21 protein-coding genes and 3 pseudogenes are annotated in these 26,750 nt (G+C 61.7%); 15 read left to right on the top strand and 9 right to left on the bottom strand.

Annotated elements, in window-relative coordinates; all coding sequences use genetic code 11:
- The first annotated feature begins 77 nt into the window (after nt 1-77).
- The 5 genes from exoK (at nt 78) to NKI01_RS22040 (ending at nt 6,289) form a co-directional block, all read left to right on the top strand.
- Nucleotides 78-944, top strand: a complete 867-nt coding sequence (gene exoK / locus NKI01_RS22060) for an endo-1,3-1,4-beta-glycanase ExoK (protein WP_352483971.1) — start codon at nt 78-80, stop codon at nt 942-944.
- 85 nt (nt 945-1,029) lie between these two features.
- The gene (locus tag NKI01_RS22055) at nt 1,030-2,361 is read left to right on the top strand and encodes a UDP-glucose dehydrogenase family protein (RefSeq protein WP_352964599.1); all 1,332 of its coding nucleotides are present in this window, start codon (nt 1,030-1,032) and stop codon (nt 2,359-2,361) included.
- Between the two features lie 31 nt (nt 2,362-2,392).
- On the top strand, nt 2,393-3,472 hold the full coding sequence (locus NKI01_RS22050) for a glycosyltransferase (protein ID WP_023717986.1): 1,080 nt from the start codon (nt 2,393-2,395) through the stop codon (nt 3,470-3,472).
- A 187-nt stretch (nt 3,473-3,659) separates the two neighbouring features.
- Entirely contained in the window at nt 3,660-4,829 is a 1,170-nt protein-coding gene (locus NKI01_RS22045) for a glycosyltransferase (RefSeq protein WP_352483999.1), read from the top strand.
- The gene (locus tag NKI01_RS22040; RefSeq protein WP_352964597.1) at nt 4,826-6,289 is read left to right on the top strand and encodes a lipopolysaccharide biosynthesis protein; all 1,464 of its coding nucleotides are present in this window, start codon (nt 4,826-4,828) and stop codon (nt 6,287-6,289) included. The genes NKI01_RS22045 and NKI01_RS22040 overlap by 4 nt, the downstream gene beginning before the upstream one ends.
- A gap of 222 nt (nt 6,290-6,511) precedes the next feature.
- Here the strand turns inward: NKI01_RS22040 and NKI01_RS22035 are convergent.
- Nucleotides 6,512-7,564 (bottom strand): annotated as a pseudogene (locus NKI01_RS22035) (polysaccharide pyruvyl transferase family protein); the annotation flags it as partial.
- 292 nt (nt 7,565-7,856) lie between these two features.
- On the opposite strand from NKI01_RS22035, the gene NKI01_RS22030 reads away from it, so the two are divergent.
- The 6 genes from NKI01_RS22030 to NKI01_RS22005 all read left to right on the top strand — a co-directional run bounded on the left by NKI01_RS22030 (nt 7,857) and on the right by NKI01_RS22005 (nt 15,469).
- Nucleotides 7,857-9,029 (top strand): glycosyltransferase family protein, encoded by a 1,173-nt coding sequence (locus tag NKI01_RS22030; RefSeq protein WP_023717982.1) that lies wholly within the window; start codon nt 7,857-7,859, stop codon nt 9,027-9,029.
- 11 nt (nt 9,030-9,040) lie between these two features.
- On the top strand, nt 9,041-10,036 hold the full coding sequence (locus NKI01_RS22025) for a glycosyltransferase family 2 protein (protein ID WP_352483973.1): 996 nt from the start codon (nt 9,041-9,043) through the stop codon (nt 10,034-10,036).
- Nucleotides 10,036-10,986, top strand: a complete 951-nt coding sequence (locus NKI01_RS22020; RefSeq protein WP_023717980.1) for a glycosyltransferase family 2 protein — start codon at nt 10,036-10,038, stop codon at nt 10,984-10,986. Before NKI01_RS22025 ends, NKI01_RS22020 begins: the two co-directional genes overlap by 1 nt.
- Nucleotides 10,976-11,926 (top strand): glycosyltransferase family 2 protein, encoded by a 951-nt coding sequence (locus NKI01_RS22015; RefSeq protein WP_023717979.1) that lies wholly within the window; start codon nt 10,976-10,978, stop codon nt 11,924-11,926. Before NKI01_RS22020 ends, NKI01_RS22015 begins: the two co-directional genes overlap by 11 nt.
- A gap of 76 nt (nt 11,927-12,002) precedes the next feature.
- Nucleotides 12,003-12,899 carry a UTP--glucose-1-phosphate uridylyltransferase GalU gene (galU, locus tag NKI01_RS22010; RefSeq protein WP_352964595.1) on the top strand — a complete coding sequence of 299 codons (897 nt, stop codon included), beginning with the start codon at nt 12,003-12,005 and terminating at the stop codon, nt 12,897-12,899.
- A 149-nt stretch (nt 12,900-13,048) separates the two neighbouring features.
- Nucleotides 13,049-15,469, top strand: coding sequence for a polysaccharide biosynthesis tyrosine autokinase (locus tag NKI01_RS22005; protein WP_352591603.1), 2,421 nt, complete (start codon nt 13,049-13,051; stop codon nt 15,467-15,469).
- Nucleotides 15,470-15,534: 65 nt separating this feature from the next.
- Here NKI01_RS22005 and NKI01_RS22000 read toward each other — a convergent pair whose 3' ends face one another.
- Nucleotides 15,535-16,815 carry a glucoamylase family protein gene (locus NKI01_RS22000; protein ID WP_352964592.1) on the bottom strand — a complete coding sequence of 427 codons (1,281 nt, stop codon included), beginning with the start codon at nt 16,813-16,815 and terminating at the stop codon, nt 15,535-15,537.
- Nucleotides 16,816-16,981: 166 nt separating this feature from the next.
- On the opposite strand from NKI01_RS22000, the pseudogene NKI01_RS21995 reads away from it, so the two are divergent.
- Together NKI01_RS21995 and NKI01_RS21990 are read left to right on the top strand one after the other, a co-directional pair.
- Nucleotides 16,982-18,047: pseudogene (locus NKI01_RS21995) on the top strand (sensor histidine kinase).
- A gap of 162 nt (nt 18,048-18,209) precedes the next feature.
- On the top strand, nt 18,210-18,398 hold the full coding sequence (locus tag NKI01_RS21990) for a hypothetical protein (RefSeq protein WP_352495744.1): 189 nt from the start codon (nt 18,210-18,212) through the stop codon (nt 18,396-18,398).
- Between the two features lie 109 nt (nt 18,399-18,507).
- On the opposite strand, the pseudogene NKI01_RS21985 reads toward NKI01_RS21990, so the two are convergent.
- Nucleotides 18,508-18,840, bottom strand: a pseudogene (locus tag NKI01_RS21985) (BA14K family protein); the annotation flags it as partial.
- Nucleotides 18,841-19,061: 221 nt separating this feature from the next.
- Between NKI01_RS21985 and NKI01_RS21980 the strand changes: the two are divergent.
- On the top strand, nt 19,062-19,229 hold the full coding sequence (locus NKI01_RS21980; protein ID WP_023717974.1) for a Thivi_2564 family membrane protein: 168 nt from the start codon (nt 19,062-19,064) through the stop codon (nt 19,227-19,229).
- A 103-nt stretch (nt 19,230-19,332) separates the two neighbouring features.
- On the opposite strand, the gene NKI01_RS21975 is transcribed toward NKI01_RS21980, so the two are convergent.
- Nucleotides 19,333-20,097, bottom strand: a complete 765-nt coding sequence (locus NKI01_RS21975; RefSeq protein WP_352495745.1) for a metallophosphoesterase family protein — start codon at nt 20,095-20,097, stop codon at nt 19,333-19,335.
- Nucleotides 20,098-20,225: 128 nt separating this feature from the next.
- Nucleotides 20,226-22,133, bottom strand: a complete 1,908-nt coding sequence (locus NKI01_RS21970; RefSeq protein WP_352591609.1) for a propionyl-CoA synthetase — start codon at nt 22,131-22,133, stop codon at nt 20,226-20,228.
- A gap of 171 nt (nt 22,134-22,304) precedes the next feature.
- Here NKI01_RS21970 and NKI01_RS21965 point away from each other — a divergent pair, with 171 nt between their 5' ends.
- Complete coding sequence (locus tag NKI01_RS21965) at nt 22,305-23,102, top strand: DUF2259 domain-containing protein (protein WP_352790630.1); 798 nt, start codon at nt 22,305-22,307, stop codon at nt 23,100-23,102.
- 282 nt (nt 23,103-23,384) lie between these two features.
- Here the strand turns inward: NKI01_RS21965 and dhaK are convergent, their stop codons facing one another.
- From dhaK to NKI01_RS21945, 4 genes are read right to left on the bottom strand one after another with little or no spacing between them, the layout of a single operon-like run.
- A complete protein-coding gene (gene dhaK / locus NKI01_RS21960) occupies nt 23,385-24,371 on the bottom strand; it encodes a dihydroxyacetone kinase subunit DhaK (RefSeq protein ID WP_352483976.1) in 987 nt (328 codons plus the stop codon).
- 26 nt (nt 24,372-24,397) lie between these two features.
- The gene (locus tag NKI01_RS21955) at nt 24,398-24,820 is read right to left on the bottom strand and encodes a hypothetical protein (protein ID WP_023717968.1); all 423 of its coding nucleotides are present in this window, start codon (nt 24,818-24,820) and stop codon (nt 24,398-24,400) included.
- Between the two features lie 7 nt (nt 24,821-24,827).
- Entirely contained in the window at nt 24,828-26,444 is a 1,617-nt protein-coding gene (gene ptsP / locus NKI01_RS21950; protein ID WP_352495749.1) for a phosphoenolpyruvate--protein phosphotransferase, read from the bottom strand.
- Nucleotides 26,428-26,730: an HPr family phosphocarrier protein gene (locus NKI01_RS21945; RefSeq protein WP_023717966.1), complete on the bottom strand. Its 303-nt coding sequence runs from the start codon at nt 26,728-26,730 to the stop codon at nt 26,428-26,430. Before NKI01_RS21945 ends, ptsP begins: the two co-directional genes overlap by 17 nt.
- Between the last annotated feature and the right edge of the window lie 20 nt (nt 26,731-26,750).

The raw sequence follows: 26,750 nt of genomic DNA, 5'->3' as shown, positions 1-26,750 counted from the left end.
CAGAGGTCAAGATTAGCTTGTTTCGTCACGGTTCGAACGATCGCTTTGGGGGCGCACAGCACAAAGGTGAGTTTGATATGAACGCAGATCCTAAAAGCACGTCCACCCCGGCAACCGGCGGCACCCCGTTCACGCGCCCGATCCCAGGCAAGCTGCGGCGGCTCCGTTCAGACGGCGCGTTTCTGCTGATCGTTCTCGGCAGCCTGGTTGCGGGCCTGGTGCCCGTCCGCGCCCAGGATCTCCCAACCGCGCCGTCCTTTGTCGATGATTTCACCAGCCTCAGTCGCGCGCGCTGGTACATTTCCGACGGCTGGACGAACGGCAAGCATCAGAACTGCACCTGGTCCAAAAGCCTGATCGGCCTTTCCGACGGCATGCTGACGCTCGGTTTCGAGAAGCGCAAGCTGAAGGATCGCGAATTCGCCTGCGCCGAGATCCAGACCAAGCAGCGCTTCGGCTACGGCACCTACGAGGCGCGGATGAAGACCGACACGGGCTCCGGCGTCAACGCGGCATTCTTCAGCTTCGTCGGCGATGCCGACAAGCAGCCGCATGATGAAATCGACTTCGAGGTGCTGACCAAGGACACGTCCAAGGTCCAGGTCAACGCCTACATAGCCGGCAAGGGCAAGAACGAGAAGCTGGTCGACGTCGCCGGGGGCACCGACAAGGCCTTCAACGACTACGCCTTCGTCTGGGAAAAGGACCGGCTGCGCTGGTACGTCAACGGCAAGCTTGTCCACGAGATCACCGATCCGGCGAAGCTGCCCACCCATTCGCAAAGAATCTATTTCAGCCTGTGGGGCAGCGATACGATGAAGGGCTGGATGGGGCCGTTCTCGGATCCGGGCCGCAAGCTCGCCATGCAAGTGGACCGCGTTGCATTCACCGCACTCGGCCAGCCCTGCCAATTCCCGGAATCGCTGGCATGCAAAACGAACTAGAAGCGCATCTGAACCCGCCGGGCCGAAGGTGGTCCGAGCCCGAAGCTCGAACAGGCCCCGAAGCCTTGAACAGGAATGAAACCGAATGAATTTGACTGTCTTTGGAATCGGCTATGTCGGTCTTGTACAGGCGGCGGTGCTTGCCGAAGTCGGCCATCAGGTGGTCTGCGTCGACATCGATGCAAAAAAGGTCGAGCGGCTCAACCAGGGTCATGTCCCGATCTTCGAGCCTGGGCTCGAAAACATGGTCAAGGAGAACCATGCCGCCGGCCGCATCAAGTTCACCACCGACGCCGCCGCGGCGATCAAGCATGGCCAGATCCAGATGATCGCGGTCGGCACGCCTCCGGGCGAGGATGGTTCGGCAGACCTGAAATATGTGCTGGCCGTCGCCGAGGCCATCGGTCGTGAGATGGACGCGCCCAAGATCGTCGTCGGCAAGTCGACCGTGCCGGTCGGTACCTGCGAAAGGATAAAGGCCAGGATTGCCGAGACGCTGAGGGCGCGCGGGCGCGAGGATCTGGCTTTCGACGTCGCCTCCAATCCGGAATTCCTCAAGGAAGGGTCCGCTGTGAGCGACTGCATGAAGCCCGACCGCATCATCGTCGGCACCAGCAACGAGGACACCGAGGCGGTGATGCGCGAGCTCTACGCGCCGTTCAACCGCAACCACGAAAAGATGATCGTGATGGACGTGCGCAGTGCCGAGTTTACCAAATACGCGGCCAATTGCATGCTGGCGACCAAGATCAGCTTCATGAACGAAATGGCCAATTTGGCCGAGCAACTGGGCGCCGACATCGAGGAGGTCCGCAAGGGCATCGGCAGCGACCCGCGGATCGGCTACCACTTCATCTATCCGGGCCTCGGCTATGGCGGCTCGTGCTTCCCGAAGGATGTGCGCGCCCTGATCAAGACCGCCGAAGCCATCAAGTTCGACGCCAAGCTGCTGCGTGCCGTCGAGGAGCGCAACAACCAGCAGAAGTCGGTCCTGTTCGAGAAGGTGGACCGCTATTTCAAGGGCAATCTCAAGGGCAAGACCTTTGCGCTGTGGGGCCTGGCCTTCAAGCCCAATACCGACGACATGCGCGAAGCCCCGTCCCGCACGCTGATGGAGGCGCTCTGGGCCGCCGGTGCCAATGTGCAGGCCTACGATCCCGAGGCGATGCAGGAATGCCAGGCGATCTACGGGTTGCGCGACGACCTGCAGCTGTGCGGCACCAAAGAGGCCGCTGTGCGAGGTGCCGACGCGCTCTTGATCGTGACCGAGTGGAAGAGCTTCAGTGCGCCGTCCTTCGATGCATTGAAGGACGCGCTGACCACGCCCGTCATCTTCGACGGACGCAACCTCTACGACCCCAAGGTCATCGCCCGCCACGGCATCGAATACCACAGCATCGGCAGAATGGCGGCGTGACGATAGGGCGGTCCAGCAAGGAGCCAGGTCCATGAAAGTTCTGTTTGCAGGCGGCAACGGCTACACGCCGCAGTTCAGCGGTGGCGTTCAGTCGAGCACGCACCATCTGGTCGAGCAGCTGCGCGAGCACGGTCATGACGCCTCGGTCCTGGCGGCACTGTTCGGTGATGGCATGTTCGGCTTCAAGGCGCGCGCCAAGATGAAACTGCTTCGCCAGCGTGCGGTCATCGACAGCTATCCCGGCTATCCGGTCGTGCGGGCGTGGTTTCCCTGGGAGGCGGCGCGCTTCGCGGTCGAACGGCTCGATCCCGATGTCGCCGTCGTGCAGTGCCACAAATCGGTGCCGATCGGAAAGGCGCTGCAGGCGCTCGGCGTGCCGCTGGTGGTCTATCTGCGGAACGTCGAATTCCACGAGCTGGCCGGCGACCTGCGCGAATTGCATTCGGCGCTTTATATCGCCAACTCCGAATTCACCGCGCGCACCTATAAGGAAAGGTTCGGCATCGACTCGACCGTGATTCCGCCGACCATCAATCCCGGGCTCTACAGCACCCCGACGACCGGCGAATTCGTCACGCTGATCAACCCTTACAATGAAAAAGGGTTCGAACTCGCCGTGCGCATCGCCGGCCAATGCCCCGAAATCCCGTTTCTGTTCGTCGAAAGCTGGAAGCTCGACGACGACCACCGGGCGCAGATCGAACGGACCATCGCGCCGCTGCGCAACGTCAGGCTGGAAAGCCGTACCAGCGACATGAAGACGGTCTATGGCCGCACCAAGATCCTGCTGGCGCCCAGCAAATGGGAAGAGGCCTGGGGGCGCGTGGCATCCGAGGCCCATTGCAGCGGCATTCCGGTCGTCGGGTCCCGCCGCGGCGGCTTGCCGGAAGCGATCGGCGCCGGCGGCGTTGTACTTGACTATGACGCACCGCTCGACGACTGGGTCGCCGCGGTCAGGCGGCTATGGAGCGACAAGGCCGAGTACGACAGGCTGTCGGCGGCGGCGCAGCTGTTTTCGGAGCGGCCGCAAATGAATCCAGACATTCAGTTCGCGACCTTCCTCGGCGTTCTCGACAACGCCAGGCAAGGCGCGCTGGAGCATGCCGCCTGATGCATTTCGTCCAAAACCATACACGTTGCCCAAAAGCCGGCTCTCGCGCCTGACCGGGGTGGGAGCTGCTTTGGGACAACGGCACGCACAACACCAGACGCTTGGGGCGCCTCGCACGGCGGCGACGGGCTTCAGCCCTCATCCGCGCGAGCAGATCGCCGACCGGCCTCGAAAGATCGTCCATTCGATGAAGATTTGCTTCGTAGTTGATAAGTTCCCCTCTTTGTCGGAGACCTTCGTCCTCGACCAGATAGAAGGGTGCCTCGAGCGCGGCATGCAAGTCGGCGTCGTCTGCAACGAGACGTCGTTCGGCAAGGACAGCAACATCGACGATCGCCGCTGGCAGGCGCTGCCTGGCAAGGTCGTCTGCTGGTGGGGCGGACTGGGGCGCTTTCGCCCGACGCTGAGGAGATGGTCGGGCAGGTTCTGGGATAAGCTCTCGACCGTTATCGACATCGCCTTTGCGCGCAAATTGCAGAACGCCGATGTGATCGTCGCGCATTTCGGCAATAACGGCATGCGCGTTGCCCGCGCCATGAAACGAGGCCGGATTTCCGCTCCTTTGGTAACCATATTCCACGGCCGCGATGTCGGCGAACCGCTGCATGACGACACGCTCACGCGCTACAAGGTTGTTTTCGAAAAGGGCGTTCTCCAGCTGCCGGTGAACGCGTTTTTCCGCGACGCCCTGATCGGCGTCGGCGCGCCTGCCGCGCAAGTCATGGTTCACCATATGGGCGTGCGGCCGGGCGAGATCAGCTATCATTGGCGTTCCTGGGACCGGGACACGCTGTCCTTCATCTCGGTCTGCCGGCTGACCGAAAAGAAGGGCATCGAATTCGCCCTGCGCGCCCTCGCCGGCCTTCCGCGGCGCAACTGGGTCTATACGGTGATTGGCGGCGGCGAATTGCTGGAAGAGTTGAAGAAGCTCGCCGCAAATCTCGGCGTTGCCGACCGGGTGACTTTCCTCGGGCCGCGCCCGCACGCCGAGGTCAAGCAGCGCCTGCGCGATGCCCACGTATTCCTGCTGCCCAGCGTTGCTGCACAGGACGGCGATCTCGAGGGTATTCCGGTGGCGCTGATGGAAGCTATGGCCGCCGGGCTGATTGTTGTCAGCACCTATCACTCGGGCATCCCCGAGTTGATCGAGGATCAGGAGACAGGCTTCCTCGCACCGGAGCGAGACGTTGCGGCGTTGGCCCGCAAGCTTGTCTGGGTGGCCGAGAACCCGGACAAATGCGAGCGCATCGCACGTGCGGCGCGCCGCAAGATCGAGCAGGATTTCAACGCGGACCTGCTCAACGAACGTTTTGCGCAGATCGTTGCTCAACTCGCCGAAGCCAGGCGCCCGGCATGAACGCCAACCCGCCCCCCCAGTTCGGTCGCGTCGCTCTGCGCGGCGGCGTGGTGACGATCGGCGCGCAAGGCTTCAAGATGGCGATCCAGTTTCTCTCGGTCATCGTGCTTGCGCGTCTGCTGGTCCCCGAGGATTTTGGTCTCGTGGCTTCCGTCGGGCCGATCGTGGCCTTTGTCGGATTGCTTCAAAACCTAGGCCTGCAGCAGGCTGTGGTCCAGCGCAAGGACATCAGCACCGAACAGCTCAACCAGGTATTCTGGATCAGTGCGCTGGTTGGGCTGGGCAGTGCCGTGGTGGTGGCATGCCTGGCGCCCGCCATCGCCGCCTTCTACGGCGATCAACGCATGGTCGGGATCACCATCGGCTCTGCCTTGCCGCTGCTTCTTGGCAGCCTCGCCGCGGTGCCGCTGGCGCTGATGAACCGTCATTTGCGCTTTGGCCAGCTCGCGCTGAACGATGTGATAACCGCCGCTGCCGGACTTGCGACTACCGCAATCGCCGCCTATGCGGGACTGGGCTACTGGTCGCTGGTCATCGGCCCGGCGGTTTCGGCTGTTGTCGCGCTGGCCGCGGCATGGCAGGTGGCGCGCTGGACGCCGTCGCGGCCGGACCTGAAGGTCGATACCGACATATTGTCCTTCGGCGCCAATCTGACCGGCTTCAATCTGGCCAACTTCTTCTCGCGCAATCTCGACAACATCCTGATCGGAAAATATTCGGGCGCGATCGAACTCGGCTACTATGACCGCGCCTATAAGCTCCTGCTGTTTCCGCTGCAGAACATCAACCAGCCGCTGACACGCGTGATGGTGCCGCTGCTGAGCCGCATCCATGAGGACAAGGCGCGGTTTCGCGACATCTATGTGCGGACCAATTGGATGCTGGCGGCCATCACCATGCCCGGCATCGCGGCGCTGACGCTGACGTCGGACCAGGTCGTCGGGCTTCTCTTCGGCGAGCGCTGGACAGCGGTGGCGCCGATCTTCGCCTGGCTGGGCATCGCCAGCCTGATCCAGTCCGTCTCGAGCACCACCGGATGGATCTTCATCTGCCAGGGCAAGACCAAGACCATGTTCCACTGGGGCATCTACTCGTCGCTGACGACGGTCGCCGCCTTCATCATCGGCCTGCACTGGGGCGCCGTCGGTGTCGCCGCGGCCTACGCGATCAGCGGCTATATGCTGCGCGTCCCGGTGCTTGCCGTTCTTGTCCATCGGGTCGGTCCGGTGACCGCAGCCGACTTCCTGATCATGCAGGGGCTTTTCATCATGTCGTCGCTGCTTGCCTGGTCCGTCTACCGGGAGTTGCCCGTATCGCTGACCGGCCAGTCAGACCTGCTCGCGATGGTCCTGGCGGTTGCCCTCAATTATTCGATCGGACTGGTCCTCATGCTTGCCCTTCGCCAGTCGCGCAGCGCCCTGTTCACCACGCTTTCCAGCGCCATGCGCAACGCCCGCTAGGCCGGCGATCACCGGCCTCAAAAGCTCACCTGCCGACATCGCCGACGCATGCTCCTCAAGCACTGCCTGAAGGCTCGTCCTGCGATAGAGGTCGAGATTGGCGGTAAGTCTGCCGAGCTTCTCGCTCGCTTCCTCGGGCGTTACCGTGTCGATGTCGAGCAGCAGGTCGGCGACGCCGATCCGCTTGGCGAGTTCCTTGGTCTTGAATTCATAGGCGATCGGCAGCACCGGCGTGCCGACGCAGAGCGACATGATCATCATGTGCATGCGCGTCGCGACGACGAAGTCGAAGCCTTTCACCAGGGCCATCAGTTGCTCCGGCGTGTGGAACGAAGCGTCCACGCTCACATGCTTGGCGATCTCCGGATCGAGTTCGGCAACGATCGCCCGCGCCGTCTTGGAATCGTCATGGGCGTATTCCGGCACGCCCTGGCAGGTAGAGACGAAGGTCACCTGCTTGGCGTGGTCCCTGACCAGGATGGTCGCAATCTCGCGGATCGAGTCGATGTAGCGGCGCATGCCGCCCTCGCCGTCGCTGACATAGTTCCAGTGACGGACGGAAATGGCGACGCGGCCGGTGACAGTCGCCGACTGGCCGGAGGCCAGAAAACTTCCGATCCTGTCGGTATCGGCCAGCGCAAAGACGGCGTCGGCCACGACGTGGCATTTGCCGGGGTCTTTCACCATGTCCACAATGTGGCCTCTCGAACGTTCATCGCGCAGCAGGATGAGCGGGCTCCGGTCGAAGATCGGGCTCAACTCCTGGCGATTGTAACTTTTGTTGAACGGGCCGAGCGATTGCGTGAAGAAGACCGGGTCCTTGCCCAGAATCGCGTCGATCCGGAATTGATTGAGGCGCCGTTCCAGATTGTAGGTCTCGACGAGATAGGTTCCGCCTGTCGTGACCACGAGGTCGGCGTCTTTGTAGATCTCGAGACCACGGCGATTGCTTGAGCTGAACAAACGCCCGAGAACGCCGCGGATGCCGAACCGCCGCAGGGCATTGAGTACGAGCCGATTGTAGATCGGCTTGAACAGGTTCTTCAGCCCACTGCCGTATTTGTAGCGGAACAGCGATTCCGACAGCAGCTTGTGGAATTCGAGATCTGGATACTCCTTCTTCGTGTAGAGCCTCGCCGTCACCTCCGGCTGGCTGTCGAAGACGTAGAACTGGATATCGTCCTGCACGATCGTCTTGAAAACATGGCGAATCGCCAGGAGAATCGCTGCGTCTCCGGTATTCAGGCAGACGGTGTTTTCAACCGCGATCTTCATTGAATGACCTCATTTCGTGAGTAGTCCCGCGGTTCGGTCGACGGATGCCGAGGTGCGGGTTGGCCGAAAATGCTGCACGCCAAGGATGGTCCTCGCGTCGTGATTATTGGCGCGCAGCCCAATGGCAGGGCCAACGCGCGGTCCATGCGGCCCAAGCAGAGCGAGATTAACCCATCGATTTTGCAGTGCAACAAAAAATGTGGATCTTTGCTACGCTGCAACCAAAAATGTTGCGATGCAGCAAGAGCTGTACTAGCATTGTCGCGGGCGGGCCAACAGCGGTCGAGTTTTCATGCTGCATGTCTTGTACTTGGTACACGACGTCTCCGACCCGGCAGTGCGCCGGCGGATCATAATGCTCAAGGCAGGCGGCGCCCAGGTTACGCTGGCGGGCTTTCGTCGAACGGCAAGCGCGGTTGCTGATGTCGAGGGCTTGCAGCCGATCGATCTCGGCCCGACGCGTGATGGCCGATTCGCCCAGCGTCTGGCGGCGATCATGAAGGCGGTGGTCTCGACCGGCTCCAAGCTGGGTTCAATGCAACGGCCCGACCTCATTATCGCGCGCAATTTGGAAATGCTGGCGCTTGCCCGGCGGGCCAGGTCGGCTTTCCAGGCAACGGTGCCGATTGTCTACGAGTGCCTCGACATCCATCGTCTGCTGCTTCGCGACGATCCGCTGGGCTGGGCGATGCGCGGCGCAGAACGCTTCCTGGCCAGGGATGTGAAGCTTCTGGTGACCAGCTCTCCGGCCTTCATCGCCAATTATTTCAAGCCGTTCGGACAGATTGCCGCGCCGGTCGAACTGCTCGAAAACAAGTATTTCGAGCCAGCCGCGGCTTCCCTGGATGACCGCATGACGGAGGAGAATCCTGTTGCGCCGCCTTGGCGAATCGGCTGGTTCGGGGCGCTCCGCTGCCGCCGCTCCCTGGAGCTTCTGGCCGAATTTTCGCGCCGCCTCGACGGCCGCTTCGAAATCGTCCTCAGAGGCCGCCCGGCGTTGTCCGAATTTCCCGATTTCCACGGTTTTGTTGAATCGGAACCCTGGCTCTCGTTTGGCGGACCCTATCGCAATCCGGAGGATATGGCGGCGATCTACCGCGAGGTTCACTTTTCCTGGGCCATCGACTTTTTTGAGCAGGGCCTGAATTCCGAATGGCTGCTGCCCAACCGTCTCTATGAGGGCTGCCGCTTCGGAGCCGTGCCGATCTCGATGGGCAACACCGAGACCGGCCGGTTCCTCGATCGGCAAGGCATCGGCGTTCTTTTGCCAGAAGCCACGCCCGAGGCGCTCGAAGCTGCCCTCGGCACCATGGAGCAGCATCGGTTCGAGACATTGAGGGCACGTGTTCTCGCCCGCAATCCGCGCACCTGGAGCTACGACCGCGCCGATTGCCGGGCGCTCGTCGAAAAACTCCGCGGCCTTGCCGCGGCGCCCGGTCCATATGCTGCCGAAGCATTGGCATAGAAGGACGGCCGATGACGCAAACCGAAACGCTCCCATCCTGCATGATCGTGGTTCCGTGCCTGAACGAAGCGCCCCATATCGGCGCGTTGCTTCGAGAGCTCCGCCCTGCGGCCAAGAGGCTGGGCGCCGTGATCATCGTTGCCGATGGCGGCAGTACGGACGGCACCAGGACGATCGTCGCGGATATCGCCGCAAAAGATCAGCGGGTGGTCCTGCTCCACAATGAAAAGCGCTTGCAGAGCGCGGCGATCAATCTCGCCGTTGCCAGGTTCGGGGAGGGCGTCGACTATCTCATTCGCATCGACGCGCATGGCGGCTATCCCGCCGACTATTGCGACCGGCTGGTCGAAGAAGCGCAGGCCACCGGGGCGGATTCGGTCGTCGTCTCGATGCTGACCAGTGGCAGCGGCATGGTGCAGAAGGCGGCGGCCGCGGCCCAGAATTCCAGGCTCGGCACCGGCGGCTCCAAGCATCGGCACCTTTCGGCGGGGGAATGGGTCGATCATGGCCACCATGCGCTGATCCGGATATCGGCCTTCACCGCGGTCGGCGGCTATGACGAGACGTTCAGCCACAATGAGGATGCCGAACTCGACTATCGGCTCCGTCAGGCCGGTTACCGGATCTGGATGACCGGTAAGACACAAATGGTCTACTACCCGCGCTCCTCGCTGAAGGGCCTCTATTTTCAGTATCTCGGCTATGGCCGCGGCCGGGCGAAGAACGTTCTCAAGCACCGCATGATCCCGAAGATCCGGCAGATGGTGCCGCTTCTGGTGTTTCCCGTGGTTCTTCTCGCCGCCTTTTCCTTCGTCCACTGGCTGGCGGCCGTGCCGCTTTTGCTATGGGTCTCGGTCTGCCTTGGCTACGGCTTCTGGACCGCGGTCAGTCAGCGCAAACCCGACATTGCGCTTGCCGGGGTCTCGGCAATGGTCATGCATTTCGGCTGGTCGGTCGGCTTCTGGCTGCAGCTGCTAGCACCGCGACCGCAGCGCGGGGTAGCGTGATGGACCCGGTCAAGAAAAATCGAAGCATCGATATTTGCGTCTGCACATTTCGCCGGCCGGAGCTTGTCGACACGCTCCGCTCCGTAGCAGCCATGGATATGCCCGCGGGATTCGATGTCGGTGTCATCATCGCGGACAACGACGATACGCCGACGGCCGAAACGCTGGTCGCCAAGCTAGCGGGGGAGTTGAAGCTGCCGGTGACCTACCGGCACGCCCCGGCCCGCAACATTTCGATCGCGCGCAACGCTTGCCTCGATGCCAGTGCGGCGGATTTCGTCGCCTTTATCGACGACGACGAGACGGCCACCGCTGGCTGGCTTGCCGAACTGGTGGCGGCGGTGGAAGCAACTGGTGCTGCGGCCGTGCTCGGGCCGGTGCAAGCCCGTTACCTGCCGGATGCGCCCGACTGGATGCGCAAAGGCGATTTCCACTCGACCTCGCCGGTCTGGGTGCGCGGCGAGATCCGCACCGGCTACACCTGCAACGTCCTGCTCAGAATTGGCGCTGAGAGCCTGCGCGGCCGGCGCTTCAGCCTGGCACGTGGCCAGACCGGCGGCGAAGATACGGAATTCTTCGACCAGATGGTCAAGGCCGGCGGCAGTATCGCCTTTTCGCCAGAGGCTTGGGTCGATGAAGTCGTGCCGCCTGCCAGGGCGGCATTCGACTGGCTCGGCCGCCGCCGGTTCCGCGTCGGACAGACGCATGGCCACCTCCTGGGGCGCAACGCGCGCGGCCTTGCCCGGCTCAAGCAGGTCGGCATTGCCGCGGCAAAGGCCGGCTATAGTTTCCTGTCGGCAATTCCGGTCGCCATCGACCCCGTCCGACGGAACCGCAGCGTCCTTCGCGGCATTATGCATGTCGGCGTCGTCAGCGGCCTCGTCGGGGTTCGTGAAATCCGCCAATACGGCCTGTCTTCGCCGCAGCAAGGGGGCAAGCGTGCAGCCTGACGTGAGCTTCGTGATTGCCGCCTACAATGCCGAGGCGACCATCGATCGGGCGATTGCCAGCGCCGTCGCCCAGCGCAATGTCAGCCTCGAGGTCATCGTCGTCGACGACAAGTCGCGCGACCGGACGCTCGACCTGGCGAGATCCTACCCCGAAGACATCGTACGCGTTGTCGCGCTTGAGCAAAACCGTGGGCCTGGCGGCGCCAGGAATGCCGGCCTTGAGCTTGCCCGCGGCAGGTGGGTAGCGGTTCTCGATTCCGACGACGCGGTCTATCCCGGGCGAATCTGCACCATGATCGAACGCGCGGAAAAAGCCGGCGCCGAGATCGCGGTCGATAATCTGCAGGTCGTTCGGGAGGACGGCGTTGCGGAAGAGACGATGTTCCCGGCCGACTATCTGGAAGGGCTCAGTGAAATCTCGCTGGCGGATTACATCGGCGGCAATGTCCTCTTCGAATCGAGGTTCAATCTCGGCTATCTCAAGCCGATCTTCCAGCGCCGGTTCCTGAACGAGAACGGGCTTCGTTACGATGAAAGCCTGATCATTGGCGAAGACTACATCCTCCTGGCCAGTGCTCTGGCCAAAGGCGGCAAATGCGTGGTCGAGCCGACGACGGGCTATATTTACCACATTCGCACCGGTTCCATCTCCCGGGTGCTCGAACTTCATCACGTCGAGGCGATGCGCCGGGCCGATGCCACCTTCGCCGCGACCCATTCCATGGATGCTGCGGCCGCGGCGGCGTTCGCCAGGCGCGCTCGCAGCCTGCGGCGGGCGGCATCATTCCTGTCGCTGGTTCAGCACATCAAGGCGCGGTCCCCGCTCAAGGCGATATGGACGGCGCTCAGCGATCCGGCGGCGGTTCGGCATATGAGCATGCCGATCGCCGTCCGGCTGCGAAGGGTAGCGGCACAGTTTGCCGTGGTGGCGGGGAGGTAAAGGGCTGCAGGCGAATGAAGACAAATTTCGCCGCCTGCGACAGGGTTGAAATCGATCTCCTCAGAAGGAACATGCAATGAAAAAAGTCAGGAAGGCAGTCATACCGGTGGCGGGGCTTGGAACGCGGTTCCTGCCGGCGACCAAATCCATGCCGAAGGAAATGCTGCCGGTGGTCGACAAGCCTGTGGTGCAATATGCGGTGGACGAGGCATTCGAGGCCGGCATCGAGCACATCGTCTTCGTCACCGGCCGCAACAAGGCGGTGATCGAGGACTATTTCGATCTGCATCCTGAACTGATCGGAACCCTGGAGCAGAGCGGCAAGAAGGCGCAGCTCGAATCACTCGAGAGCCTGCTTCCCGTCGCCGGCGCGACGAGCTTCATCCGTCAGCAGTCGCCGCAAGGCCTCGGCCACGCCGTCTGGTGCGCGCGAGAGGTCATCGGCGACGAACCTTTCGCGTTGCTGTTGCCGGATATGGTGTCCTTTGGCGGGCGAGGGTGTCTTGCCGAAGTCGCCGATCTTTATGCGCAGACTGGCGCAAACGTTATCGCCGTCGAGCGTTGCGATCCGACCGAGACCAACAAATACGGCATTGTCGGGCGCGGCGCGGATGTCGACACCGGCTTCGAGGTGACGGCCATGGTCGAAAAGCCGGCACCGGCCAACGCGCCGTCGAACTTCTACATCAACGGCCGCTACATCCTGCAGCCCGAGATATTCTCGCTGCTGGGCAGCCAGCAACGCGGCGCCGGCAACGAGATCCAACTGACCGACGCAATGGTGCGTCTCGCACAGACGCAGGCCTTCTTCGCCCAGCCTTTCAACGGCCGCATGTTCGACTGCGGTTCGAAGGAGGGCTTCATCCAGGCCAATGTCGCTTTCGCGCTGGCGCGTGAGGACATGAAGGGTCCGATCTTCGAGATGCTGCAGGAATTCGTCCGGTCGCATCAGCGTCGGGAAGAAGCCGCATAATGTCCATTTTTTCGAGGCATTGTGGGTGCGGCTGATGACGCAGGACAGGCCGTTGCGCCGCGCGTAACGCGCACTGTCCGGCGCAAGGTTTGCACCCTATGTGCCGATCTTCGAGGCGGTAGCGCCTGCAAACTAGAATTGGACCGAAGATGAACTATGCCAATTTTCCTGTCGACAAGAGGACGCCATTGCCGACTTCGAGTGCGGCAAACGCCGAAGACTTCATCGACATCGAGCGTCTGCTTGGCATGGCCGCGCGGCAGGCGAAAGTGGTTGCCGCCTGCGCCATCATCGGTCTCTTTCTCGGCGTGCTCTATTTGCAGACCACGCCTCCTACCTATGTGGCGACGAGCAGCGTGCTGATCGACGAAGGATTGAACAAGGTCGTCGACGATATTTCGGCGGCGTCGGTCAGCATGCAGACCGACTCCGCCGTTCTGAGCCAGATCGAAATTCTACAGTCGGCCAGGCTGGCGGGGGTGGTCGTCGACAAGCTGAAGCTCGATCAGAACGACGCTTTCATGAACCCTCCGACATCGGCCCTGTCTAAGGTCGCAAGCTTTGTACGCGGTATCATCCAGTCTGTCCGCCCCAAGCGCGCCGCGAGCACAACCGATGTCACTCAGCTTGATGCCGCGACGCGTGACGCGATCACCGCATCGTCGTCGTCCCGCGACTACGCAATCTTCAAACTGCAGAACCAACTCGATGCCGAGCGGATCGGCCGAAGCTTTGTCATCAGCATCTCCTTTCAGGCGACGGATCCGGCGCTTGCGACCGCCATCACCAAGGCCTATGCCGACGCCTATCTCGCCGATCAGCTTGATGCCAGCTTCGACGCGACCGAGCGGGCGGCTGTCTGGCTGCAGGGCCGGCTGACCGAGCTTCGTGAGAGCTCCCAGGCGGCCGCACTGGCGGTCGAAAAGTTCAGGGCCGAACATGGATTGGCCGTCAATGACGGCCAGCTGATCAGCGACAAGCAACTGTCCGATCTCAACACTCAGCTGATCGTCGCACAGGCCGATACCGCACGTGCCGGCGCCCGCTATCAGCAGTACAAGTCGATCGTCGAAAGCGGGTCGGACAATGCGTTCAAGGACGCCGCGATATCGAACGACCAGCCGAGCAGCTCCGTCATCACGACGCTGAAGAACCGCTATCTCACAGTCGCCAAGCGGCAGCAGGACGTCGAAGCCAATTTCGGCCCGCAACATCCGCAGGCCGTCGCGCTCGCCAAGGAGAAGGCCGACATATCGGCGCAGATTTTCGGCGAGCTGAAGCAACTGACCGAAAGCTACCGCAACGAATACGAGGTCGCTCTGGCGCGCGAAACCGCGCTCCGCGCAAATGTCGCCCTGGCGGCAGGCAAGAGCTCCATCGACAACCAGTCGCAGGTCAAGCTGCGTGAACTGGACCAGAAGGCGACGGCGCTCTCGACACTCTACCAGACATTCCTGAACCGCTATGAGGAGGCCGCCCAACAGCAATCCTTCCCAGTCGGCAAGATCCGGGTCATCTCGGACGCGACGATGCCACAGTCGGCCGCAACCCCGCGAACGGCCATCGTGCTGGGGCTTTCGCTGGCGCTTGGCATAATGATGGGGGCAGGGGTTGGTGGTCTGAATGAATTCAGGGAACGCTTCTTCAGGACCGGCGAGGATGTGCGCGACCGTGTCGGCCTCAAATTCCTCGGCTATCTCCCGGTCATCGGCAAGGCTGGCAAGGATGACCAGCGCAATGGCGGTCAGCCTGACGTCAAAGTCGTTGAATCCAAGACCGCCAAGTCGTCCAAATCCCAGCCCTCCAAAACATTGTCGGCAGCCGAAAAACGTGCGCGCATGCGGGTAACCGTTGATGCACCGGCATCGATGTTCTCCGAGACGCTGCGCAACGCAAAGATCGCCTTTGACGTCGTGATAGAAGGCCAGGGCAGCCGGGTCATCGGCGTGGTCTCGGTGCTTCCGGGCGAAGGCAAGTCGACGGTGGCGGCCAATCTTGCCGGGCTGCTTGCCGCCAACGGATCGAAAACGCTGCTGATCGACGGCGACTTGCGCAATCCCGGCCTCAGCCGCAGCCTCGGCATGGAGGCCGAGCAGGGCTTGATGGAAGCGGTGGTGAGCGGGCAGACCTGGCAGTCGGTCGGCAAGATCGACCGGCAGACCAAACTGGTGATCATCCCGGCCGTCCTGCGTGGCCAGTTTTCGCATACCAGCGAGCTTCTGTCTTCGGCCGGCATGCGGCGCTTCATCGACAACGCCAAGGAAACCTTCGAGTACATCATCGTCGATCTGCCGCCGCTCGGGCCTGTCGTCGACGCCAAGGCCTTCGCTCCGCTTGTCGACGGCTTCGTGCTGGTCACCGAGTGGGGACGCACGCCGCGTGCGATGGTGCAATCGATGCTCAGCTCGGAACCCTATATCGCGAAGAAGATCATTGGCGCGGTCCTGAACAAGGTCGAGCTGAAGAAACTCGCCAAGTATGGCGCGATCGGCGGCTCGGAAAAATTCTTCGACAAATATTCGAGCTATTATCTGGAAAAATCAGAAGCGCGCACAAAGGCGGCTGCCTGAGTGCGGTCCGCGCGTTTCGAGCATTTTTGCACCGAAGCGGAATCACCCGGCGTCGCAAAGATCTATTAGGGTGTTGACATTCTGAGATGCTTGCTGATGAAGCTAAGCCTCTCCAAGCCTCTGCGCACTTCCGGCGCCCTCATGAAAAGCCGCCACAACAGCCCTGTACGATGGTTCTCGATCATCGCGATGATCGGCCCCTGATTGATCGCCAGATAGGTTCGGGAGTACCAGTTGCGGCTTTCGCAAAACGCGTCAACAAAGCCGAAGCGGCCCCATATGCGTTTTCGAGGCTTGCCCAGGAAGCCACGCAGTGCGCGCATCGCCTCCGCCGGGGCATAGGGAAAGCTCGACAGGGCAGCAGACGGAGTGATCACGCCAAAGTCCCTGTCGGGTGCATGCGCGACGTATCCTCGCGGCCCATGGCTCGCGGTCAGACCCCAGCAGTCCGGTCCATATCCCAAATGGCTATGGGGATTGCGAACGCAATGCCGATAATTGATCTGCGTATGACTGACGTTCTGTTGCCAGTAATCGGCGTAGCGGTCACTTAGGCCCCGGGGATCGAGCCCGCAGAAAGAATAGTGCGAAAAGAAGAGCGGGCCACCAGAATTCATTCCCAACGGCAGCACGATCCCGTCATGGTCGCGCCCGTTTCGAAAGCCAAGTCCTACAGCAAAACCCTCGTGATAGATTCCCGGATCAATAGGGTGGCGCGCCGATCCCGCCGCCAGCACGAAAGTGAGCAGGCATTCGTTCCAACCCCTGATCGGGCTGTCCATCGCCCAGCCAAAATTAGGGCTCCAATGCCAGATGAGTTGCCGAGCGCCGCGTGTAAACCAGTTCCATTCGGCCTGTAGCAACAGCGCGTCCACGCGCTGGCGCAGGCGCACTTCGCCAGTTGTCATCCCGGCGAAATACTCACGGGCGCAAATCAGACCCTGAAACAGGAAGGTGGTTTCGACGAGATCAGCGCCGTCGTCCTTGCGACGAAACGGGATCGTCGCACCAGTTCGCCCGTTGATAAAATGCGGAAAAACGCCGTGGTAGCGCGGGGAGTTCTCCAGGAAATCGAGCATGCCGTGCAATCGCAGCAAAGCCGCGGTGCGGTCGATCCATCCCCGCTCGACCGCAACGATGATGGCTGCAATGCCAAAACCGGCCCCCCCGATCGTCACCAGATCGTTGGCAGGATCACCTGTGGTCTTTTGCCGGTCGCGGGCAAGACCGCTGACGGGATGCGCGCCTTCCCAGAAATAGCGCACCGTCTGCCGCTGCACGACATCCAACAGCGCATCATCGTCGAGCTCGAGAGTATTTTCCGGGAGGTCGAGTGCTGGAATCATCGAGCCGGTGTTAGTGCCTCGGGTGTCCTAAGGCCATTCCTAAAACAATTGTGCGCACGGACCGGCCGCTCACTCGTGTCAGGCCGATTCAATTCGCGACAGGTGCTTGGCGACCCGGTAGAAAGAAAATCAAGGGGAAACAGCCCCTGGATTGGCCTCGAAGCCTATGTTCCATCCCATTGCGAATATCGAAGACGCGCAGACGCTGGCGCAGGCCATCGTCAATACGATGGTCGAACCTCGTTCTCGATGAGAACTTTCGCGTGCTGGCGGCCAACCACTCCTTCTATCAGACCTTCAGGGTCGACCCCGAGCAGACGCACGGCTCGCTGCTCTACGCGCTGGGCGACGGCCAGTGGGACATTCCAGCGCTTCACCTGCTCTTGGAGACGATCATTCCCGAGAAGACCGCCATGGACGGCTTCGAGGTCGAGCATGATTTCCCCGATATCGGCCGGCGCACGATGCTGCTCAACGCGCGGAAGGTCCTTTACGACCACAGTTCAGCCGCGACCATCCTGCTCGCCTTCAATGACATCACGGCGCGCCGCGCCATAGAAAGGGAAAAGGAAGAACTTCTCGGCCGCACCGAAGACCTGCTGCGGCAGAAGGATGTGCTGCTGCGCGAAATGGAGCACCGGGTCGCCAACAGCTTGCAGATCATCGCCAGCATTTTGCTGCTGAAGGCTCGGTCCGTCACCTCAGATGAAACGCGGCAGCACCTGAAGGATGCCCATCAACGCGTGCTGTCGGTAGCAGAAGTGCAGCGGCATCTCCATGCCTCAACCGGTGCCGACGAAATCGAGGTTGGTTCTTATCTGTCCAAGCTTTGCAGCAGTTTGGCCGCTTCGATGATCGGGGAAGCACAGGCTATTGCTGTAAACGTTATGGCGGAAAATGGAAGGATAGATTCCCAGAAGGCGGTCAGCCTTGGCCTGATCGTTACCGAGCTCGTTCTCAACGCCATCAAGTATGCATTCTCGACAGAAAAGGTCGATGCGCTGATCTTGGTGACCTATGAGACCGATGCGGAGGATTGGAAGTTGACCGTATCGGACAACGGGTGGGGCAAACCCGTTCGCGACATTCCAGGTGCGGGACTGGGGACAGCGATCGTCGAGGCGCTTGTCAAACAGCTTGAAGCACGCATTGACACGGTCACGGGCAATACTGGCACGACGATTGCCATTACCAGAGCGACATTCACGTCGCGGATGCCGAAAGCAGCATAGCTTGGTCGCCTGGCGTACGCTTCAAGCGGTTGTCCGAATTGCGCCTTGAAGATCATCCCATCAGGTGGTGTAGCTCGAATTTTTCGAAGCCGCTCGCTAGCGGCTGTCGCTGATGTTCCTATTCTCTGTGCTATAGGTTCCGTTTAATTGAAGAAGAAACCAATGCAGCGGACCGTGACAGTAATCGAGAAAATTACGGGCCGGGTGATCGGCGCGTATCCGATCGATCTTTCGGGCCAGGATCACCAGACTTCCGATGATCAGTATTTTGCCAAAGCGTTCGAAGCCGCCGTCGACGGCGGCCTCATTGCCGAGGCTGAAGCGCACGCTGTCGAATTCCGTCTGGAATAGACACTCAAGCCGAGATCCACGCTACTTTCGCTTTTCTATCGCCGCCTTGGCGCCGCTACGAAAACCCCGCGCGATGCGAGGTTGTTGATGCGGTCAAAAACCTTACATTTCAGTACGGCGAATTACACTGCTGCCGAGGGCCATAGCTAGGCTGGAATGTATCGTCTGAAGCTCGATAGCTCCGGTATCGGTCGTAGCACCACTGTACATGCGAATCGCCGCGATCGACCGGGTTCTGGTTGTTGTTAATGATCACGCCGCTGATCACCGCGCCGGCAGCGAAGGCCGCCAGAGGAAACCAGTAGTCACCATGACGGCGATAACCGCGACGGTATTCACGATAGCCGCGATGACCGATCCAGTTTACGCCATCGTTGCGCGAAAAATTGCGATTGCGGTTGAATTTCCGCTTCATCCACGGCTTGTAGTCGACCGTCGCCACATATCTTGTTCATAAATCTCCTTTGAAGGAATGGTTGATATCCCTTCTCGGATTTAAACGATTTAAGGAGGTTAAGGTTCTGTGGCGTGCCAGACAGCCTTCGACACCGCCAGCCAGGCTGTTCGAATCACTTGTCAGGTGCTACGGCTCGAACAAGCATGGGCAATCTTCACACGATGCGGTGTGCTGGCTTTTTTCTACGTTTCATACAGTGAGGGACAATGGCCGGCACTCCGTTGATCAGCATTCTGATCACTTTCCTTGTCATAATTCTGGTGCTGTATCTGGTCAATCGGTTGCCGCTTGATGGTCGCACTCGTCAGATTGCCCAGATTGTCGTGATCATTATTGGCATCATTTCGCTGCTGAAGTACCTCGCAGTGTTTTAAGCCATCACGGTTGGGATATGCGACGCTGCTGGCGTCCGAGCGAGCAAGACAAACCCAGCGCTTTACACCCACTCATGAGCAGGCGGCTTGAGACCTTCCCGCTCTAGGAAAATATCAGCCTCGCGCGGTTGTCGACGATCCTGAGGGCGGCCAGCTGGCCGGTTTGGAAGGCGCCGGTGTCTATGCCAAGCCGGCGTCCCTCGAGCTTCGGAATGTCGACCGGCGTATGCCCGTGCACGACATAACGTTCGAGAAGATGCGCGGCTTCGAAGAACTCCGAGCGGATGTTGAGCAGGTCGTCCTCGTCTTGCGCGGCCAGCTCGATGCCGGGCCTGATGCCGGCGTGTACGAACACGAATTTGGCCGAATAGACCATGACCGGCAGCGCACGCATGAAGCTGACATGGCCGGCTGGAATGATCTCCCGAATGCGCCGGTCGACCTCCTCGCTTGAACCGTAGAGATCGGCCATGCGCGACGGATCAACGCCGTAGGAAAACAGCGTTTGCAGGCCACCTATCGCCAGCCACGACTCTCTCGAAATGATCCCGTCGAGGTAGTTCAGCATCACGACTTCGTGGTTGCCGGCAAGGCAGATGCGCTGGAAGCCTTGGAGTGGCGGCGCCAGCAGATGATCGAGCACGCGCGCCGACTGGGGGCCACGATCGACGTAGTCGCCGAGCATGATGATGAGCTTGCGCATTTCGAAAGACGCAGAATCGACCAGGATGTTCTGCTCCAGGGAGCGAAGCTCCTTATAGCAGCCATGCACGTCGCCGATCGCATAGACGACCGTGTCCTGCAGATCCATCTCGAGCCGCTGGCGCGCCGCCGTCGGGGGCTTTCTCGATCGTTGGAACAGGGTCACGAATGGCGTCTCGCATGGCTGTGGGGGCGTCTCGATTCCGAAACAACATGAAGACGCAGCGCCTGGATACCATGTCTGGCGCCGGTCGTTCCATACCGGAGCTTCGGACGCAACTCGGCTTCGGCCTCCTACACGCCGATGCCACGGCCGTTCAGCGCGGCGGTGATCTCGTCGAGGATGGCCGGGTCGTCGATCGTTGCCGGCATGGCCCATGCCTCCTTGTCGGCGATCTTCTGCATGGTGCCGCGCAGGATCTTGCCGGAGCGCGTCTTCGGCAGGCGCTTGATCGTCACCACCGTCTTGAAGGCGGCGACCGGGCCGATCCGTTCGCGCACCAGCGCGACCACCTCGTTTTCGATGATGCCCGCGTCGCGGTCGACGCCGGCATTCAGCACGACGAAGCCGAGCGGAACCTGGCCTTTCATCGCATCGGCGATGCCGACGACGGCGCATTCGGCAACGTCGGGATGCGCGGCCAACACCTCCTCCATGGCGCCGGTCGACAGCCGGTGGCCGGCGACGTTGATGATGTCGTCGGTGCGGGCCATGACATAGAGATAGCCGTCCTCGTCCATCATGCCGGCATCCGCCGTTTTGTAGAAGCCGGGGAACTCCTCGAGATAGGCTTGGCGAAACCGCTCGTCGGCATTCCACAGCGTCGGCAGACAGCCGGGCGGTAATGGCAGTTTGACCACAACGTTGCCCAGTGTGCCGCGCTTGACCGCATGCCCGGCATCGTCGAGCACGCGAATGTCGTAGCCGGGCATCGGCATGCCGGGCGAGCCGTATTTGACAGGCAGCAGGCCCAGTCCGGCGGGATTGATGGTCATCGGCGAACCGGTCTCGGTCTGCCACCAGTGGTCGATCACCGGCACGTTCAATTTCTGCTCGGCCCATTTGATGGTTTCCGCATCGGCGCGCTCGCCGGCAAGGAACAGCGTGCGGAACCGGGACAGATCGTGTTTCGGGACGAACTCGCCCCTCGGGTCCTGTCCCTTGATGGCGCGGAAGGCGGTTGGCGCGGTGAAAAGTGCGACCACGCCATGCTCGGCGATCACACGCCAATAGGTGCCGGCATCGGGCGTGCCGACCGGCTTGCCTTCGAACAGCACCGTCGTGCAGCCATGCAGCAGCGGGCCGTAGACGATGTAGGAATGGCCGACCACCCAGCCGACGTCCGAAGCCGCCCAGAACACTTCGCCGGGTTTCACACCGAACTCGTTTTCCATCGACCATTTCAACGCGACCATGTGGCCGCCATTGTCGCGCACGATGCCCTTTGGCTGGCCGGTCGTGCCGGACGTGTAGATGATGTAGAGCGGATCGGTGGCAAGCACCGGAACGCAGTCGACATTGGCACCCGCGGCCCGCTCCCGCGCCACAGCGTCGGCATAGTCGATGTCGTAGTTTTCCCTGAGCTCGCAGCGCAATTGGTCGCGCTGCAGGATGAGGCAGGCTTCGGGCTTGTGCCGCGACATCTCGATCGCCTTGTCGAGCAGCGGCTTATAGGCAACGACACGCGCGGGCTCCAGGCCGCAGGACGCCGAGATGATCAGCTTCGGCTTGGCATCGTCGATGCGCGTGGCGAGCTCATGTGAGGCAAAACCGCCGAAGACCACTGAATGCACGGCGCCGATCCGCGCGCAGGCAAGCATGGCGAAGGCTGCTTCCGGCACCATCGGCATGTAGATGATGACGCGATCGCCTTTTTGGATGCCGCGATTCTTGAGTACCGAGGTCAGTGCGACCACCTCGCGCTTCAACTCGGCATAGGTGAATTTCCTGATTGTGCCCGAAATCGCGCTGTCATGAATAAGCGCTATTTGGTCGGCGCGGCCGTCCGCCACATGACGATCGACGGCATTGAAGCAGGTGTTGCACGAGGCACCATTGAACCACCGGCCATAGACGCCGGCATTGGCATCGAACACGGTCTCGAAGGGCGAGAACCAGTCGATTGCGCCGGCGGCATCGGCCCAGAATTTTTCCGGGTCGCGTTTCCAGCCATCATAGACCTCGTGGTAGCGTGACGCCATCCAGCTTCCTCCCCAGGAATGTTTGCTGTCCTTGAAATAGCGTATGCTGCTTTCTGTAACCATGTATTTGTGCTTTTCGTTTGCCGTCGGTCTAATTCGGCCGCAAATGCAGGGTCGTCGTGGCCTGCGGGGCTGATACGGCCGAATTTTCGACATTGGGGGCAGGGCGCGATGAAACTGCGATACGAGCTTGGATTTGCCGTCGTTGCGACGCTGGCGTTCGCACTCGCTTCAGCTGCTCAGGCCGGCGATGCGGCGGCACGGCGCATCATCGGCTTTTCGCCCGACGGCAACTATTTCGCCTTCGAGCAGTACGGCACGCTCGATGCCGGTGCTTCGGATTCGGGCTGGTCGGAGATCGAAATCATCGACACCCGCACCGATGAGTTCGTCGGCGGCAAGCCGATCCTCATCGTTGACGAGACGGAGGATTCGACGCTGACACTTGCGCAGGCGAGGGCACAGGCCGCCGAGCTGGCAGCGCCCTTGCTGGCCAAATATGCCATCGCACTGCGCGGCGAGCGGACGGGCTTCGACAAATTCACTTTTCCCGACGACATGGTCGCCTACAACGACATTGCGCGCCTCGAGCAGGTTTCGCAGAAATGGCTTTGGCCGACTTATGACGAGCTTGGCATCTCGACCATTCAGCTCGACCAGATCCTTGCCGACAGCACGGCGGATTGTTCCTCGAGTTTCGACAGGACGCAGCAAGGCGAAACGACCGGCAAGGCGCTCGGCTTTCGCCTGACGCTGCAGGGTCAGGACGGCAAGCCGATCAAGCTGCTGCATGAGGACAGGGCGGTGCCGGGTTCGAGGAATTGCCCGACTTCTTACAGCCTGTCGGAATCTTACGCATTCACCCCCGACCGCAAAGCAGGCGTGCTTGTCGTACTCGTGCAGCGTTTCAGCCAGGGATTTGAAGGGCGTGACCGCCGTTTCATAGCCGTGACAGGGCAGGCGCGTTGAGACAACCCGCTGAGAAATAATCTGCTACTCGAGTTGATTCCTAAAGCGGCAGCGCAGCGAGCATGAGGCCAACCCCGCCGGCGATCAGCAAGGCGGCTGCCAGCATTTTCCCATGACGCTCGAAACCTGTCGGCGCCCGATCCCAATTGTAACGCATGCCCCAACTCCGCAAGCCCGCTGAGTCCCTTATCTTACCTAGGGTGAGGAGGACAACAGTCTGGCGATGCACCACGCTGCTGCTGTCGGTCTTATCACCGACTATTTCTGGGGCATTCTCCGCCGCTACATGCCCCAGCGCAGCGCGGCGGTGTGCACAGGCGCATCCCAAAACACTGCCGTCTCGGCGTCGAACATGCTCAGCGTGATCGAGCAGCCGGCCATGTCGAGCGAAGTCACATAGGACCCAACCAGCGACCGGGTCACCGTCACGCCGTGCTTCTCGAAGGTTTTGCGGGCGCTGTTGTACATCAGATAAAGCTCCATCAGCGGCGTGCCGCCAAAGCCGTTGACGAAGAGCAGCGCCCGGCCTTTGGCGCCGTCGCCCAGATCGCCGAGGATCGCGGTACAGATCTCCTCGACGATAGCGTCGGCGCTCTTCAACGTGTCGCGCCGCCTTCCGGGCTCGCCATGGATGCCGACCCCGAACTCCATCTCGCCGTCGCCGATGTCGAAGGTCGGCTTGCCCGCCGCCGGCACGGTGCAACTGGTCAGCGCCACGCCCATCGAGCGCGTTGCGCCGTTGACGCGCTCGCCCAGCGCCTTCAAAGACTCCAGTGGCATGCCTTGTTCGGCCGCCGCGCCGACGATTTTCTCGACCACCAGCGTACCGGCGACGCCGCGCCGGCCGGTGGTGTAGGACGAGTTTTCGACCGCGACGTCGTCATTGGTCACGATTTGCATCACGCCTTCCGACATTTCAGCGGCCATGTCGAAATTCATTACGTCGCCCTCGTAGTTCTTGACGATGAACAGGCAGCCGGCGCCCGTATTGACGGCTTCAGCCGCCGCCATCATCTGGTCCGGCGTCGGCGAGGTGAACACCTGGCCGGGGCAGGCGGCATCCAGCATGCCGTGCCCGACGAACCCGCCATGCAGCGGTTCGTGACCCGAGCCGCCGCCGGAGATCAACGCCACCTTGCCCGGCTTGAGCACCTTGCGGCGGACAAATTTGTGCTCCTCGCCAAGCGCCAGGATATCGGCATGCGCGGCAACGAAGCCGTCGAGGCTCTCGGTCAGCACCGTGTCGACGGAATTCAGAAATTTCTTCATGGCTGTCCTCCCGAAATAGCCCAGCGTCAGCTGCCCTTGCCGGCGATGCTGGTGATCTTCTGGATGAAATCATTGACCGCCCGGTCGAGCGCCGCGTTCTGCTTGTCGTCGCCGAAATCGGGAACGATCAGCGAGACATGGCGTGTCTTGCGCATGCCTGCAGCCAGCGACATCTTTCCCGGATGCGCCCGATGGTAGGCTTCGAGGAAATGATCGCGTTCGGCCGGGCTGAAATGGCAGACGGAGAAGATAGCCGGCAAATGCTTCGACGGGATCGGCGTCGAATAGGCCGGGCTGGAAATCTGCGTGACGAAGCTGCGATGCTTGCCCAGCGCGTCGGCGAGGCGCTGGCGCATGCCGGACGGGCGCTGATCGATCACCTGCGACAGGATCGTCTTGTAGGCGCGGATCGCCTCTTCGGGGCCGGATTGCGACGCCTTGTCTGACATGCCGGGCCTAGATCCAAACGTCCGCGATGGCCGCCTTGGCCATCGCGAGTTGGGCGGGAGCGACGGAGAGGTCACGCAGGCCGGCTTCGAGCAGCGCCGGGATCGAGGCGGGGTCGCCGCCGGCATCGCCACACAGGCTGACCGGGATATTATGCTCGCGCCCGAAGGCGGCAACCGACGCGATCAGCCGGAGTACGGCCGGGTGCCTGACGGAATTCAGATGTGCGACCGAAATGTTATCGCGAGCGGCGGCCATCACGTATTGGGTCAAATCGTTCGAGCCGATCGAGAAGAAGGCGGCCCTGGCGAATGCCTCCGGCGCAATCGCCACCGAAGGCACCTCGACCATGATGCCAAGTGGCGGCATTTTTTGCGCGATGCCGCGCGCCAAAAGGTCAGCCTGCTCCTCAGCGAACAGCGCGGTGGCGCGTTCATACTCTTCCGGAACGGCGATCATCGGGAACATCACCTTCAGATTGCCGTGCATGGCGGCGCGGAGCAAGGCGCGGATCTGCACGCGAAAGACCTCTGGGCGCGCCAGCGACAGCCTGATCCCGCGCAGGCCAAGGAATGGATTACCTTCCTCGACGGTCAGGCCCGGCACAGGCTTATCGCCGCCGGCATCGACGGTACGGATTGTTACCGGCCTGTCGCTGGCCCATTCCAGCACTTTGCGGTAGGCGTGATATTGCGTCTCCTCGTCCGGCAGCGTCTTGCCGAACAGGAATTCGGTCCGCATCAGCCCGACACCGTCGCACGTCGCGACATCGATGCTGTCTACATCGGACGGATCGGCGATATTCACCTGCACCCCGATCGCTATGCCGGTCTTCGTTGCCGCCGGCCTTGTCAGATAGGCTGCCGCTTTGCCGCGATGCGCCGCGAAAGACGACGACGATCGCCGGAACGCGTCGATCTCCGCTTTCGAAGGCCCCAACACGATGCCGCCATGTTCGGCATCGAGCAGTGCGATTCCGGCAAGGTGAGCCGGCGAAGCACCAGGCCCGGCTACCCCACGCCCCACGAGCCCAAGCCCCACCACCATGGGCACGCCGCGCGAGCGTGCCAGCATTGCGACATGACTTGCGGCGCTTCCGGCCTTAAGCGCGATGCCGCCGCCGGCACTCCAGTCGGTCTCGAGGAAGCGCGTCGGTGCGATATCCTCGCCATACAAGATCGCACCCGCCGGCGCGGCAATGTCGCCGCCCCCGGTCAGCGCGCGTAGCACCTGGTCGCGTATATCGCGCATATCGGCCGCGCGCGCCCGGAAATAGTCCTGCTCGGATGTTTCGTAGCCGGCGATCTCGGCGTCGAGCGCTGTTCGCCAAGCCACATCAGCAGCCATGCCCTCGGCGATGTGCGAAAAAGCCGGGCCGGTCAGCGCGTCGTCCTCCAGCATGGCGAGCTGGAATTCGAGGATCCCGGCCGCCTCGCTGTCGCTGGTTTCGATCAATATCGCGAGCCGGCCTGCGGCAATGGAGATGGCGGCCTCAAGCGCCGCTTTCTCGTCCGCGGCAGTCGCCTTGCGGACATAACGCACAGCAGCCTGGTCGAGGTCGAACAGCGGCCCCTCGGCATAGCCGGCCGATGCCGAAATGCCCTGCAGCCTAAGCGGTTCGGGCATGGTCCTTGCCTTCGTCGAAATCGCGCCGCACCAGCTCGACCAGTGCCCCGACGGCCTCGCCGGCGCCGTCGCCTCTGGCCCTGATATGCAGGACAGTGCCTTTCGGCGCTTTCGCAGCCATCACCTTGACGATGCTCTTGGCGTCGAACCATGGCCCGTTGGCGGCGAGCGCAATCTCGACGTCGGCCGAAAACGTCTTGGCAAGCTTGGTGAACTTCACCGAAGGACGCGCATGCAGTCCCACCTCATGGGTGATCAGGACGCTGGCTTCGGCTGCTGCGGACATGCTTGTCAAAGTTCCCGTTC

The sequence above is a fragment of the Mesorhizobium sp. M0815 genome (assembly GCF_040319995.1).
Lineage (GTDB): Bacteria > Pseudomonadota > Alphaproteobacteria > Rhizobiales > Rhizobiaceae > Mesorhizobium.
The sequence above is the reverse complement of the archived record's forward strand: the minus strand, read 5'-3'. Positions and strand labels throughout refer to the sequence as shown.